The sequence below is a fragment of the Thioclava sp. ISO4 genome, assembly GCF_058105145.1.
Genome location: NZ_CM176571.1, coordinates 2,404,882 through 2,418,326, shown reverse-complemented (window position 1 = coordinate 2,418,326; position 13,445 = coordinate 2,404,882). Strand labels below are relative to the sequence as shown.

Annotated in this window: 10 protein-coding genes; 4 read left to right on the top strand and 6 right to left on the bottom strand. The window is 63.3% G+C overall.

The window, feature by feature from the left end; translation table 11 throughout:
• The first annotated feature begins 144 nt into the window (after positions 1–144).
• The 3 genes from AC2TZ7_RS11915 (at position 145) to AC2TZ7_RS11905 (ending at position 3,358) form a co-directional block, all read left to right on the top strand.
• Positions 145–1,140: an ABC transporter substrate-binding protein gene (locus tag AC2TZ7_RS11915; RefSeq protein WP_098410880.1), complete on the top strand. Its 996-nt coding sequence runs from the start codon at positions 145–147 to the stop codon at positions 1,138–1,140.
• A 114-nt stretch (positions 1,141–1,254) separates the two neighbouring features.
• Positions 1,255–2,298, top strand: coding sequence for an ABC transporter permease (locus tag AC2TZ7_RS11910; RefSeq protein WP_489864389.1), 1,044 nt, complete (start codon positions 1,255–1,257; stop codon positions 2,296–2,298).
• A 10-nt stretch (positions 2,299–2,308) separates the two neighbouring features.
• Positions 2,309–3,358 (top strand): quaternary amine ABC transporter ATP-binding protein, encoded by a 1,050-nt coding sequence (locus AC2TZ7_RS11905; protein WP_098410879.1) that lies wholly within the window; start codon positions 2,309–2,311, stop codon positions 3,356–3,358.
• Positions 3,359–3,657: 299 nt separating this feature from the next.
• Here the strand turns inward: AC2TZ7_RS11905 and AC2TZ7_RS11900 are convergent, their stop codons facing one another.
• From AC2TZ7_RS11900 to AC2TZ7_RS11880, 5 genes are all read right to left on the bottom strand, one after another.
• Positions 3,658–4,074 (bottom strand): universal stress protein, encoded by a 417-nt coding sequence (locus AC2TZ7_RS11900; RefSeq protein WP_078520990.1) that lies wholly within the window; start codon positions 4,072–4,074, stop codon positions 3,658–3,660.
• Positions 4,075–4,273: 199 nt separating this feature from the next.
• Positions 4,274–4,450 carry a ThuA domain-containing protein gene (locus AC2TZ7_RS11895; RefSeq protein WP_489864388.1) on the bottom strand — a complete coding sequence of 59 codons (177 nt, stop codon included), beginning with the start codon at positions 4,448–4,450 and terminating at the stop codon, positions 4,274–4,276.
• Positions 4,451–4,521: 71 nt separating this feature from the next.
• Positions 4,522–6,168, bottom strand: a complete 1,647-nt coding sequence (locus tag AC2TZ7_RS11890; protein ID WP_489864387.1) for a BCCT family transporter — start codon at positions 6,166–6,168, stop codon at positions 4,522–4,524.
• 160 nt (positions 6,169–6,328) lie between these two features.
• The gene (locus AC2TZ7_RS11885; RefSeq protein WP_489864386.1) at positions 6,329–8,839 is read right to left on the bottom strand and encodes a CoA transferase; all 2,511 of its coding nucleotides are present in this window, start codon (positions 8,837–8,839) and stop codon (positions 6,329–6,331) included.
• A 37-nt stretch (positions 8,840–8,876) separates the two neighbouring features.
• Positions 8,877–10,541, bottom strand: coding sequence for a GMC family oxidoreductase (locus tag AC2TZ7_RS11880; protein WP_489864385.1), 1,665 nt, complete (start codon positions 10,539–10,541; stop codon positions 8,877–8,879).
• A 185-nt stretch (positions 10,542–10,726) separates the two neighbouring features.
• Here AC2TZ7_RS11880 and AC2TZ7_RS11875 point away from each other — a divergent pair, with 185 nt between their 5' ends.
• Positions 10,727–11,632, top strand: coding sequence for a LysR family transcriptional regulator (locus AC2TZ7_RS11875; RefSeq protein WP_489864384.1), 906 nt, complete (start codon positions 10,727–10,729; stop codon positions 11,630–11,632).
• A gap of 194 nt (positions 11,633–11,826) precedes the next feature.
• Here AC2TZ7_RS11875 and guaB read toward each other — a convergent pair whose 3' ends face one another.
• Positions 11,827–13,275: an IMP dehydrogenase gene (gene guaB, locus AC2TZ7_RS11870; RefSeq protein ID WP_489864383.1), complete on the bottom strand. Its 1,449-nt coding sequence runs from the start codon at positions 13,273–13,275 to the stop codon at positions 11,827–11,829.
• Positions 13,276–13,445: the final 170 nt, after the last annotated feature.

The following is a 13,445-nucleotide window of genomic DNA, read 5'->3' as shown; positions in this document are numbered from 1 at the left end:
CGCAACCTGAAGATCGACGATGAGCCGCGACGCTCCCCCGGGTGGATGCACGCCCGCGCGAGGAGGTCTGACGGTCTTATCACGCGCAACGCGAATGCGATCCGAGCACGATCGTAAACAATCCAACGGATGAGAGGAAAACATATGCGGAAGACGACACTTCTCGCGGTCGCCGGTGCGACGGCTATGGTGACTGGCTTTGCGGCACAGACGGGCACCGCCCGCGCTGCCGAGCAATGCGGTGACATCTCGATCGCCCAGATGAACTGGGCTGCCGCCGAGGTCACCACCAACATCGCGAAGTTCATGCTGGATCAGGGCTATGGCTGTAACACCAGCCTCGTCAAATCCGACACGATTCCCGCGATCACCTCGATCGCCGAAAACGGCCGCCCCGACGTCGTCACCAACCTGTGGCTGAACTCGGCCGGCGACGCCTACAAGAAGCTCGAGAGCGAAGGCAAGATCAAGCGCGTCGCCAAGACGCTGCAGCCGGGTGGCGTCGAAGGCTGGTGGATCCCCACCTACCTCGCCAAAGAGCACCCCGAGTTGAAGACCATCGAGGGCGTCATGGCGCACCCCGAATGGGTCGGCGGCACGTTCAACAACTGCCCCGACGGCTGGGGCTGCCGCGTCGTGAGCGACAACCTGATCAAGGCGCTCGATCTCGAGAGCTCGGGCATCAAGGTGTTCAACCACGGCTCCGGCCAGACGCTCGCCTCGTCGATCGGTTCGGCCTTCGCCGACAAGAAGCCGTGGTTCGGCTACTACTGGGGCCCGACCGTGGTCATGGGCAACTACGACATGACCCGCGTGAAGCTGGGTGATTACGACAAAGCCAAGTTCGACAATCTCCAGAACAAGGACGCGTCGAACCCGCAGGTTTCGGACTTCCCGGCCGCTCCGGTGCTGACCTCGGTGACGAGCGACTTCGCGAAGACCCACCCGGCCGAGACCGAGTTCTTCTCGAAGATGAGCTTCAAGACCGACACCATGTCGAAGCTGCTCGCCTGGCAGGACGAGAACAAAGCCTCGGGTGAAGAGACGGCGGTCTACTTCATCAAGAACTACCAGGACACCTGGAAGAACTGGCTCGATGCCGATGCCCAGAAGAAGCTTTCGAAGCTGATCGGCGGATGATCGTGACGCGCGCCTGACGCGCAACACATGGACGGGGCCGGGACAGGCCCCGTCCTTTTTCGATCAATCACGCAACAATATGGGACGGGTCTCGCTGAGCGACCCGGAAAACCAATGGCAGCTTACGAGAATTTCTTCAACGCGGTGGGGCTGAAGGACTGGTGTTCGGCCGGCGGCGACGGTGGCGGCGGCATGACGTCGATGGCCGACCTGATCGCGCAGACCGACGGCACCACGACGCAGGGCCCCAGCCTCTGGAACTGGCCCTTCCCCTCGCTCGACGCACTCAACAAGGCCTGCGGGGCGATCCCGCCCTCGCGCGATGTGACGCAAGGCCTCGAGGACGGGTTCCTCGCGATCCGTGGCGGGCTGCGCGCCGTCGTGGACCCGCTCACCCAGCCGCTGAGCTGGGCCCTGCGCGACATGCTCTGGATCATGACCAACACGCCGTGGTGGCTGATGGTGCCGATCCTGATGCTGATCACCTGGCTGGTGACGCGGTCCTGGAGACTGGTGGTCTTCGTGCTGGTCTCGATCGCCTTCCTCGCCTTCATCAATCACTATGAGGCGGCCATGCAGACGCTGGCGATCATCTTCGTCTGTGCCTTCATATGCGTCCTCTTCGGGGTGCCCATAGGCATTGCGATGTCGCGGAGCGACCGGCTCCAGCGCACCGTGATCCCGATCCTCGACATGCTGCAAACGCTGCCGCCCTTCGTTTACCTGATCCCGTTGATCTTCCTGTTCTCGGTCACCGAGCCGAAGCTCTACGGCATCGCGATCATCCTCTATGCGATCGTGCCCGTGGTGCGCCTGACCGATCTCGGTATCCGTCTGGTCGATCCCGACGTGATCGAGGCGGCCGACGCCTTCGGCATGACCAAGCGCCAGAAGCTCTTCGGCGTGCAGATCCCGCTCGCGCTTCCCAACATCATGGCCGGCGTGAACCAGACGATCATGATGAGCCTCGCCATGGTGGTGATCGCCTCGCTCGTCTCGGCCCCGGGTCTGGGCGTGCTCGTGCTGCGCGGCATCCGGTCGCTCGAACTGGGCACGGGTCTCGTGGCTGGCTTCGGCATCGTGATCCTCGCGATCCTGCTCGACCGCGTGACGAAAGCGTCGCTTGCACGCATCGACACCAGCAAGAGCCGGAAGTGAGGAGACAGGCATGACGAAAGATATCAAAGTCTCGATCCGACACCTCTACAAGATCTTCGGGTCGGATCCGCAAGCGGCGCTCGAAGACGTCAAGGCGGGCATGGGCAAGCCGGAACTGCTCGAGAAGCGCAATCATGTGCTCGGGCTCAACGACATCAACGTGGACATGAACGAGGGTGAGATCACCGTCATCATGGGGCTTTCGGGCTCGGGTAAATCCACGCTGATCCGGCACCTCAACCGGCTCATCGAGCCGACCGCGGGGGAAGTTCTCGTCAATGGCGAGAACATCCTCGACTATAACGAGGCGCAGCTGCGCACGTTGCGGCGCGAGCGGATGTCGATGGTGTTCCAGAAATTCGCCCTTCTGCCCCACCGCACGGTGGCGGAGAACACGGCGATGGCGTTGGCCACCCGCGGCTTCCCGGCCTCCGACTATGTCGCGGAGGCCGAGAAATGGCTCGACCGCGTCGGGCTCGGGGGCTACGGGGATCACCACCCGCACCAGCTCTCGGGCGGGATGCAGCAGCGTGTGGGCATCGCCCGGGCGCTGGCGTCGAACTCGGACATCATGCTGATGGACGAAGCCTTCTCGGCGCTCGATCCGCTGATCCGGACCGACATGCAGGATCTGCTGCTCGAGCTTCAGGCCGAGCTGCACAAGACCATCATCTTCATCACCCACGATCTGGACGAAGCGCTCAAGCTTGCCGATCACCTGGTGATCCTGAATGACGGTCGGGTGGTCCAGCAGGGCGAGCCGCAGGAGATCCTGCTGAACCCGGCGGATCCCTACATCGAGGACTTCGTGGCCGACATCAACCGCGCCCGCGTGCTGCGCGTGCGCTCGGTGATGGAGCGCGGCGCGCCGGAGGGCGAGATGTCGGGCGACATCGACGGCAACGACAACCTCGAGAGCGTCATCGCCAAGGCCGAAGGGGCGCTCGACCGCCGCTACCGCGTGGTGATGGGGGGCGAGCCGGTGGGCAGCCTCACCATGCCCTCGATCATGCGCGCGCTTGTGCCCGCGCAGTCCTCGGGCGAGACCGCCAAGAGGTAAAAAGAAACGGATCCGCCCCTGCATTGGGGCGGGTCCGACCCGCCGCGCGACAGGCGCGGGCTTTTCCCCAAATATCAGCTTGAGCTGCCGCAGGAGCGGGGCGCGCGCCGGTCCGTGGGATGGCGCAACGAGAGGGCAGCGCCCGACCTCGGGTGGGCGCATATTCCCGACCTAGGTGGTCTACGCTTTATCCCGCCGCCCCCTTCCGACATTCATCCGCGCGCAGGTGGCGCAAAAGCGCCCTCCCGGGGGGAGGTCGGGCGCTGCCCGGTGTGCTGGTCGCACCCCGAGCCGTGTCCTTAGCTGCGCACGACGTAGACCGAGCACTCCGCATGGGTCACGACATGGGACGCCGTGGTGCCGAGAAGGTAGTCCTGCACCTTCGGGTTGGCCGCTTCCATCACGATCAGGTCCACCTTGCGCTCATCCGCCAGCTTGACGATCTGACGATGCACCGCGCCCTTGCGCACGACCATCTCGACCTCGGTCACCCCGCTGGCTGGATTGTCGTTGAGGAACTTGCGCAGCTGCTGACCCCAATAGGTATCCGAGTTGTAGATGTTGAGGTTACGCTCGATCTCGGGTGCGATCGTCGCCACGATCAGCTTCGCACGGCGGCGCCGCGCCATCTCGACGGCTTCCATATAGGCATGATGCTCGACCTGAGCGTGGCGCAGGTTGATCGGGCAGAGGATGAGCTTTGTCTGGCGTGCCATGATGGCCTCCGGGGGAAATTCGAAGCGGAGAATGAACCGCGTGGCGGCCGGGCGCAAACCCGGATTGAAGATGCCCCGCCCCTACGACGATTTTTAGCCCTCCAATCGAGCACATACGTCGCTCCAATGCCTCGATGCGACATCGACGAGCGCGTATTCCCGCAGCGCATAGCACGGCTCTGGCCCGGCTTGCTCCGGGTCAGATCGGTTGTGCAGACCCGCGCGCCGCCCACCGCATCCCGCGCCGGATGATCTCGGTCACCTGATCGACCCGCAGATCGTCGAGCGTGTGGCCGATCGAGCAATAGAAGATGCGTCCCTTGTCCCAACGCCGTTTCCAGACGACCGGGATCACCGTGCCCACGGTCCGGAACACCCTGCCTCTTTTGACAATCGCCCGCCGCGCCGATCTCTGGTCTGGCGTAGTGCGGCGGGCGATTGCGGTGCTTAGCTTGCTAGGTGGATGCTCTGCACCCCGTTTCTTTCGCGGATGCCGTCCCGGATCACCGCTTTGACGAGCGCGATGCACATCAGGAACATCACGAAGCTGAACGGCAATGCGCCGATCACCATCGCCGTTTTGATCGCCTCGAGCCCTCCGACAAGAAGCAAGGCGCCCACGACGAAGCTGAGCGCGACGCCCCAGAAGACGATATGACCACGGCCTTTCGGGCTTTCCTCACCCGCGGCATTGATCGTGTTGACGATCAGGATCGCCGAGTCCGCGGTCGTCACCAGATAGGTCAACAGCAGGACCACGACGATCAGGGCCATCGCCCAGGCCACGCCGCCATGCAAGATCAGGTCGAGCATCACGAAAAGCTGGCTTTCCTGACCCGCGCTGGAAATCGCGTCGCCTGCGGTGCCGTTCAGCGTCATGTCGATCGCCGTGCCGCCCACCAGCGTAAACCAGACGAAGCACATCAGAGACGGCACGATGACCGCGCCCATCACATACTCCCGAATGCTTCTGCCGCGCGAGATCCGTGCGAGGAAGACACCGACGAAGGGCGCGAAGGCGATCCACCACGCCCAGTAGAAGACCGACCAGCTGCCCTGCCACGCGGCCAGCGCATCCCCGGTCTTGGTGCCGTCGGGATGCCAGACGGTGAAGAGCAAGCGCGGAAGCTGTTCCACATAGGCAAGCAAGCCGGAGAAAAGCGCATGTAGACCGAAGAAGGTCGACCCAAAGAGGATGAAGAAGGCCAGCAGGAAGAAGCTGAGGCCCATGTTCAGGTTCGACAGCCATTTGATGCCCTTGCCGACCCCCGAGAGTGCGGAAAGCGTCGAGGCCCCGAGAATGATGACGAGGGCGACGACAATGCCGGCGGTGCTGGGGCTCCCATCCGCCTTGAGGATCCAGCTGCCAAAGCCCACGCGATCGAGACCGGCGACGAATTGCTCGACGCCGAAGCCCAGCGTCTGCGCGACCCCAAGGATCGTCGCGACCACCGCGACCACATCGACGAAATGGCCGCCAAAGCCGGACAGCCGCGAGCCGAAGAGCGGCGTCAGCGCGGAGCGCACGGTCAGCGGCAGGTTCCGACGATAGGAAAAATAGGCCAGACACAGACCGACGAGCGCATAACAGGCCCATGCGGAAAAGCCCCAGTGCAGGAAGGACCAGACATAGGCGGCCGTTACGTTATCCGCACCCGAGCCGGTGGTCTGGCCCGTGATGACATTGGGGTTGTTCGCGAAATGATACATCGGCTCGGCGGTGGCGAAGGTGAGCATCCCGATCCCGATGCCCGCCCCGAACATCATCGAGAACCATGAGAACCGCGAGAATTCCGGCTCATCGCCCGGCCGTCCGAGCTTGAGCTTGCCGGTGGATGGCATCAGCGCCAGACCGACGCACAGGATCAGGAAAGAGGCCGCGACATAGATATACCAGGTCGCGAAACTCTTCAGGATAGCCCCGTTGAGCGCATTGAGAACCGCGTCGGCAGTCTGAGGCACTGCGAGCGCCCAGACGATCAACGCGCTGACAAGAATCTTCGACGGGATCGCGACGCTTTTGGAAAAGCCCGAATAGAACCCGCTGCTCGCGGTTGGGATATGCAAATCCATCAATGGGGGTGTCTTGGCCATGTTTCCTCCGTTCTGGCACTTGAGGTCCGGGCAGCCTCCTCCGTTTGCTGAACCTGCGTTCAACATGACCAACCCGAACAATTGTAAAACGTCCCTTTGCGCTCAGCTTCTTAGAGCGCAAAAAAGAGGCGCCCTTCGAGCGGACGCCTCTGAGCTGCCCTTAGCTGGGCAGGTATTCCTCACTCCAGCTTTCGCTGAGCTGACCGGATTTCAGCATCCTCTCCACAGCGGAATCCGAATAGCCCAACTCATTGAGAATCTGCCGCGTGGACGCCCCGAATTTCTCCGTCGGCGCCAAGGCGAAGACACGGCCGCGCGTGGGTCTCACCGCGTAGGGATCGAGTTGGATGACCTGATGGCCGCTCGGGTGATCGTCATAGAGCGAGAAGGAATAGCTGCCCCGGTCGGTGCCCGGCGTCCCATCGGGCTCGCGCAGGTTCTCGGCGCGAAGCGCGTCGATATTCTGGCAGATCGCACAGCCGATATCCGCTGCGCGCAGACGCTCGATCCATTCGGTCGCCGGAAGCGACTGGAAGGCGCCCGCGAGGAATGCAGCGCGCTCTTCCTCGGGGACATCCGGGAAGTCCTCGAGCCCTTCGACATTGCGAAAACGCGGCAGATCCGTCTCGTAGGCGCTGAGCAGGATATAGATACCCGATGCCGTGCTGTAGAACCGGCTAAGCGGATCGTAGCCGTTGACCTCGGGGCCCGAGGGTTCGTCGAAAAGCCCCCGCCCCCGGAAATCATAGGCGAAGGGGATCTGCAGCAGCCCGCTATTCGCGCTGAGCGACGTGCGCCCCCGCCCGATCCGGCCAAACCGGTGTTTCTGGTAGAGCGCCGCGGCCACGGCCAGCGCCCCGCCAAAGCCGCACATCACGTCGATCGTGCCGACATGCGCGTGCTCTTCGGGCCGGTCCATAGCCCCGCCGAAGCGCAGCATGATGCCGGTGGTCGCCTGCACCAGATCGTCATAGCCGATGTAATCGCTGCGCACCCCGCGCCGCACGCCGCTGAAGCAGTCGAGCTTGCAGAAGATCGCCTCCGGGTTCAGCTTGCGCAGACTGTCGGCATCCAGACCCATCCGCTTGATCTGGCTGTCGGGCGCGTTCCAGAAAATGACGTCGACGGATTTCACCAGATCTTCGAAGGCCTTGCGTCCATGCTCGGATTTCACATCGGCCAGGATCGACCGTTTGCCGCGCCCCTGGCTCAGGCCATAGACCACGGTGTTCCAACTATCATAGAGCGGATGGGCCGGATCGATCTTGATCACCTCCGCCCCGAAGCGCGCAAGATAGCTGGCCGCATGCGGCCCTGCGATCACGTTGCACATATCCAGCACGCGCACGCCCGACAGCCAGCCCTCCTGAGCGATGCCGTCCTCGGGGTCAGGAATGTCGGTGCGCAGCTTGCGCAGCACCTTCAGCGCCTCGTCGAACTCCACCCACCGGCGCGGCTCGGGGGTCAGGGCTTCCTCGCCGCTCTCCTCCATCCAGACCACCGGGCCGGGCTGGGTCATCTCGCCATATTCGGGATCCCAGACGTCGATCATCAGCCCGGAAGCCTCCGCGAATTCGTCGTTGATCCACTCCTGCAGCCAACGCTGCGGCGCGCCCGGCACCCCGGCCCGCCCGAACATGCGCTTCCACTCATGCGAGGTGCGGGTCATGAACACCTCCTTCATCCGCGCGGCGAGCTTGTCGGCCCAGAACTTCGGCATCGGATAGACGCCAAGCGAGGTATCGGTCTTCCACTCCGCCTGCGGCTTGTAGGTGTTTTCCTCTTCCTGCAGGCCTTCGGCGATCATCTCCTCGTAGATGCCCAGAACCTCGAGGCAGCGGCGCGCGTGGTTCTTGTGGCTGGGGCAGACGACGTAGAACATGCGCCCGTCCTTGCACATGTAGCTGCGGAAGAACGGGTCGAGCAGTTCCTGAAGGTCCTCGTAAGAGACGTTCATCGGCAGGCCTTCGATCCGGCGCCGTTCGATCTCGTTCTCGCGCTGGGTGAGGTAGCGCTTGGGCATGTCGGAGACCTGAATGGAGTTGTAGCACAGACCCTCCATCACCGCCGCCGCGAGCGGCACCTCGATCTGATCTCCGAGCCCCGTCAACTGGCGCGACTGCAACGCCAGAACCGTCGCGGAGGCGGCGATCTGCGCCGCATAGGACGACGACAGTGGCAGTGGCGAGAAGGACGGGTTCAACCCCATCAGAACCCGGTTGAGCCCCATGTCGGTGAACACGCCCGAGCTGGCCGCCACGACGCTCTCGAAGGCGCGCTGCTCGCGTCGAAGTTCGTCATTCGAGGCAAAGCCGGGAATGGAAATCGTGATCAGCTCGGGCCGCTCTTCGCGCATCGCGGCGAAATCGATCCCGAGTTTCGCAAGCTTCCCGGGGCGGAAGTTCTCGACGATGATATCGGCCTCGGCACAAAGCGCGCGCGCCTTTTCCAGACCGTCTTCGGATTTCAGATCCAGATTCACGATCAGCTTGTTGCGCATCAGCGCGGCATTGGCCGGGCTGTCCCACATCGGGCCGTCGGGCGGGTCGATATGCACGACCGTGGCCCCCAGATCGCCCAGCAGCATCGCGACTGCGGGCCCCGCTATATACTGCCCGAAATCGACGACTTTGACGCCGGTCAGAGGCAGATTGGAAAACGATTTACGCATGTTCTCTCCAGAGGGCAAAAAGACGCAAGGCAACGGCCTATCGGCCGGCAAGAACCCAGCGGGCCGCTTTTTCGGCGATCATCAGGGTCGGGGAATTGGTGTTACCGCTGGTGATCTCGGGCATAACACTGGCGTCGACGACGCGCAGACCGGTGACGCCTTTGACGCGCAGATGCGGATCGAGCACCGCGGTTTCGTCATCTGCGCGCCCCATCTTCACCGTGCCGACCGGGTGAAAGATCGTATTCGCGATGTCGCCGGCCAGTTTGGCGAGCTCTTCATCGCTTTGATATTGCGGCCCGGGTTTGAATTCCTCGGGCTCGTAGGCCTTCATCGCGGGCTGCGACATGATCTCGCGCACCTGCCGCAGGCTGTCGGCGGCAACCTTACGGTCATCCTCGGTGGCGAGGAAATTGGGCGAAATCATCGGCGCATCCCGGAAATTCGCCGACCGGATGCGCACATGGCCCCGGCTCGTCGGGTTGAGGTTGCACACGCTGACCGTCATCGCCGGGAAGTCATGCAGATCCTCGCCGAAGGCTTCGAGGCTGAGGGGCTGCACGTGATATTCGAGATTGGCGTGGCTGCGCTCGGCATCGGAGCGCGTGAAGGCGCCAAGCTGGCTGGGCGACATGCTCATCGGTCCGGAGCGTTTCAGCAGATATTCCGCGCCGATCATCGCCTTGCCCCAAAGGTTTCCGGCGAGGGTGTTGAGCGTGCGCGTGCCTTTGACCTTGTAGACGGCACGGATCTGCAGGTGGTCTTGCAGGTTCTCTCCCACAGGCGCATCCCGCAGCACCTCGATCCCATGCGATTGCAGCAGTTCCGCGGGCCCGATGCCCGACAGTTGCAGGATCTTCGGCGAATTGATCGCGCCTGCCGACAGCAGCGTTTCGGTCTTCGCGCTGACGGTCGTGCTCTGCCCGTTCCGATTGACGCGGGCGCCGGTGCAGCGCGGCGTGCCGTTCGCGTCGTTTTCGAAGGTGAGCTTTTCGACCTGCGCCTCGGTCCAGACCGTCAGATTGGCGCGGGCTTTCGCAGGTCTCAGAAAGGCTTTCGAGCTGTTCCACCGCCAGCCCGAGCGCTGGTTCACGTCGAAATAGCCGACGCCCGCATTGTCGCCGCTGTTGAAATCGTCCGTCTTCTCGACCCCGGCCTCGACCGCCGCATCCGCGAAACTGTCCAGCACGTCCCAGCGCAGGCGCTGCTTCTCGACGCGCCATTCCCCGCCATGGCCGTGCATATCGGAAAAGCGGCCATTCTCTCCGGTCGCCGGATCGGCACCGTCATCGAGCTTGCAATGATCTTCATGGGCCTTGAAGTCGCGCAGCGAGGCCTCCCAGCCCCACTCCTCCTCACCGCTCAGCCGCGCCCAGTTGTCATAGTCACGCGACTGGCCGCGCATGTAGATCATGCCGTTGATCGACGAGCACCCGCCCAGCGTCTTGCCGCGCGGATACCGCAGGATACGTCCGTTGAGCCCCTTGTCGGGCTCGGTGTTATACATCCAGTCGGTGCGCGGATTGCCGATGCAATAGAGATAGCCGACCGGGATATGGATCCACGGATAGGTGTCCGCTTTCCCCGCTTCGAGCAGCAGCACCCGGTTGGCCGGATCCGCGCTCAGCCGATTGGCCAGAAGACATCCCGCAGAGCCCCCACCGATCACGATGTAGTCAAACTCCGTCTGAGTATTCGGCATGGCTATGTCCTCCTGGTCTGTCCCGCAGCACCAGAGATGACAGGACACCCGGAAAAACGCCCTGCACGCAGGGGCCTTTCGAGTGCCATACGCTCCTCCCAGCGCAGCAACTTCGCAAAGGCCTAAGAAGCTTATGTGGAATTAGCTAATGACAAATTTTTCAGCGTGATATTAGGTTTCCTAATATGGAAAGATTCTCGAACCTAAACAGTATTCTGGCCTTCGCGACGGTGGCCCGCGAGGGCAGCGTCTCTCGCGCGGCGGAGGTGCTCAACCTCACGCAGCCAGCGATCAGTCATCAGATCAAGCGACTGAGCGAAGAGACCGGCATCACGCTGTTCAAGCGCACGCCACGCGGTCTGGACCTCACTCCGGACGGAATCGCGATGCTGCCAAAGGCCGAACAGGTGCTGAACGCAATGGCCGAGTTCCGCCGCTGCGCCAGCAAGCAGTGCGGTCAGGTGTCGGGCAAGCTCAAGATCGGCACCATCGTCGATCCGGAATTCATTCGCCTCGGTCGCCTGCTAAGCCGTCTTGGCGCAGAGCACCCCAATATCAGCACGGAACTGATACATGGGGTCAGCGGGGAGGTCCTCGAGAAACTGACGCGTCAGCAGATCGATGTCGGTTTCTACCTGACCTCGCCCGACGCGGTGGACAGCATCCCCGCAGAGCGACCGCTGCATTCCAGAAAACTGGCTGACTTCGACTACCGCGTCATTGCGCCGGTCGGGTGGGACGCGCGTGTCGCCGGTGCAGACTGGGCTCAGCTGGCCAGCCTGCCTTGGATCGGCACCTCCCCGACGTCGGTGCATAATCGGCTGCTGAAACGAATTTTCGACGCGCATGGCTGCGTGCAGAATTCGGTGGCGATGGTCGATCAGGAAGCCTCGATGCTCGAGATGGTCCGCTCGGGCGTCGGACTGAGCCTGTGCCGAGAGTCGGTCGCCTTGCATCAACGGCAAACTTTCGGGCTCGCCGTGTGTGAGGAACTGCGCGTCCCCGCGTGTCTCGTCATCCAAACGTTGGAAGACCGAAAGGATCACCCGGTAATTGCCGCCCTCTTCGAACAGCTTTCGAGCGTTTGGTGATGGCTGCGCAGAGGACGGCGCATCCGAGCCGTCCTCCATCGCTGTAAGATCGCATTTCGCAAAACTGATGCAGACGTCCCAACGCCGCATCAGCTTGCTTCAGTGACTGCCGCTCTGTTCCGGGCATCTCCCTCTTCAAGGCGACAGCCGAAACTGACGCCCCGAGAGGAGGTTACCCTTCCGCAATCGACCCCTTAGCCGATCCGGTAATTCGGGCTCTCGCGGGTGATCGCGACGTCGTGGACGTGGCTCTCCTTGAGGCCCGCGCCGGTGATGCGGACGAAATTGCAGTTCGTGCGCATCTCGGCGACCGTCGCGGAGCCGGTATAGCCCATCGCCGCGCGCAGACCGCCCACGAGCTGGTGGACCACCGCGCCTGCGGGGCCTTTGTAGGGCACCTGCCCTTCGATGCCTTCCGGCACGAGCTTGTCGTTCGCCGCATCCTTCTGGAAGTAGCGATCCGCCGAGCCGCGCGCCATCGCGCCCAGAGAGCCCATGCCGCGATAGGATTTGAACGAGCGGCCCTGATAGAGGATCACTTCGCCGGGGCTCTCGTCGGTGCCCGCGATCATCGAGCCGACCATGGCGCAGCTTGCGCCTGCCGCGATCGCTTTCGCGAAATCGCCCGAGAATTTGATGCCGCCATCGGCGATGATCGGCACGTCGCCGGCAGCCGCCACGCAATCCATGATCGCGGTCAGCTGCGGCACGCCCACGCCCGCGACCATCCGCGTCGTGCAGATCGAGCCCGGGCCGATGCCGCATTTCACCGCGTCGGCGCCCACGTCGATCAGAGCTTTGGTGGCGTCGGCGGTGGCCACGTTGCCCGCGATCACCTGCACGTCGTTCGACAGTTGCTTGATGCGTTTCACCGCGTCGATCACGCCTTGGCTGTGACCATGTGCGGTGTCGACCACGACGATATCGCAGCCCGCGTCGATCAGCGCCTCGGAGCGCTCGAAGCCCGCATCGCCCACAGAGGTCGCAGCGGCCACGCGCAACCGGCCCAGATCGTCCTTGCAGGCGGTCGGGTTGAGCACGGCCTGCTCGGTGTCGCGCAGTGTCAGCAGGCCCGTCAGCTTGCCTTCGTCATCGGTCACCAGCAGCTTCTCGATCCGGCGCTCGCGCATCATCGCGATGGCTTGGGCGCGGTCGGCGGGCTCTTGCAGGATCGCGAGACGGTCGGTGGTCATCATCACCGAGACCGGGGTCTCGTCCTTCTGCGCGAACCGCATGTCGCGGTTGGTTACGATGCCCACGACGCGGCGGTTTTCATCGACGACCGGGAAGCCGGAGAAACCGTAGCGCTCGGTCAGAGCCTTCGCATCCGCGAGCGTCTGGTTGGGGCGCAGCGTGATCGGGTTGTAGACGATGCCGCTCTCGAAGCGCTTCACGCGGCGGACCTCGTCGGCCTGCTGCTCGACGGTGAGGTTCTTGTGGATCACGCCCACGCCGCCCGCCTGCGCCATCGCGATCGCCATGCGCGCCTCGGTGACGGTGTCCATTGCGGAGGACAGAAGCGGGATGTTGAGCCGGATTTTCTTCGTCACCTGGGTCGAGACATCTGCGGTTGCAGGAAGCACCGAAGAGGCTGCGGGAAGAAGAAGAACGTCGTCGAAGGTGAGCGCCTCGCGAATCTGCATGGGGGGTCTCCAGTGTCCAGATGCGTTTGGCAGTTTGCTGTTTCACGCAATGGACGCGAAGGCAACCCCTCGCGGACGCGAGCACAGGGCGCTGTGCGCAAACGAGGGGTATAGCGCCATCGTGTCAGCCTCCTACGGTGGCGCGGGGCGACCAGCCCCGGGCCGCGCCC

What these genes read in the sequence shown, in the direction of transcription:
- AC2TZ7_RS11880 (WP_489864385.1), bottom strand. Translation starts at nt 10,541, where the DNA reads ATGCCGAATACTCAGACGGAGTTTGACTACATCGTGATCGGTGGGGGC.
- AC2TZ7_RS11875 (WP_489864384.1), top strand. Translation starts at nt 10,727, where the DNA reads ATGGAAAGATTCTCGAACCTAAACAGTATTCTGGCCTTCGCGACGGTG.
- AC2TZ7_RS11915 (WP_098410880.1), top strand. Translation starts at nt 145, where the DNA reads ATGCGGAAGACGACACTTCTCGCGGTCGCCGGTGCGACGGCTATGGTG.
- AC2TZ7_RS11885 (WP_489864386.1), bottom strand. Translation starts at nt 8,839, where the DNA reads ATGCGTAAATCGTTTTCCAATCTGCCTCTGACCGGCGTCAAAGTCGTC.
- AC2TZ7_RS11910 (WP_489864389.1), top strand. Translation starts at nt 1,255, where the DNA reads ATGGCAGCTTACGAGAATTTCTTCAACGCGGTGGGGCTGAAGGACTGG.
- AC2TZ7_RS11900 (WP_078520990.1), bottom strand. Translation starts at nt 4,074, where the DNA reads ATGGCACGCCAGACAAAGCTCATCCTCTGCCCGATCAACCTGCGCCAC.
- guaB (WP_489864383.1), bottom strand. Translation starts at nt 13,275, where the DNA reads ATGCAGATTCGCGAGGCGCTCACCTTCGACGACGTTCTTCTTCTTCCC.
- AC2TZ7_RS11890 (WP_489864387.1), bottom strand. Translation starts at nt 6,168, where the DNA reads ATGGCCAAGACACCCCCATTGATGGATTTGCATATCCCAACCGCGAGC.
- AC2TZ7_RS11905 (WP_098410879.1), top strand. Translation starts at nt 2,309, where the DNA reads ATGACGAAAGATATCAAAGTCTCGATCCGACACCTCTACAAGATCTTC.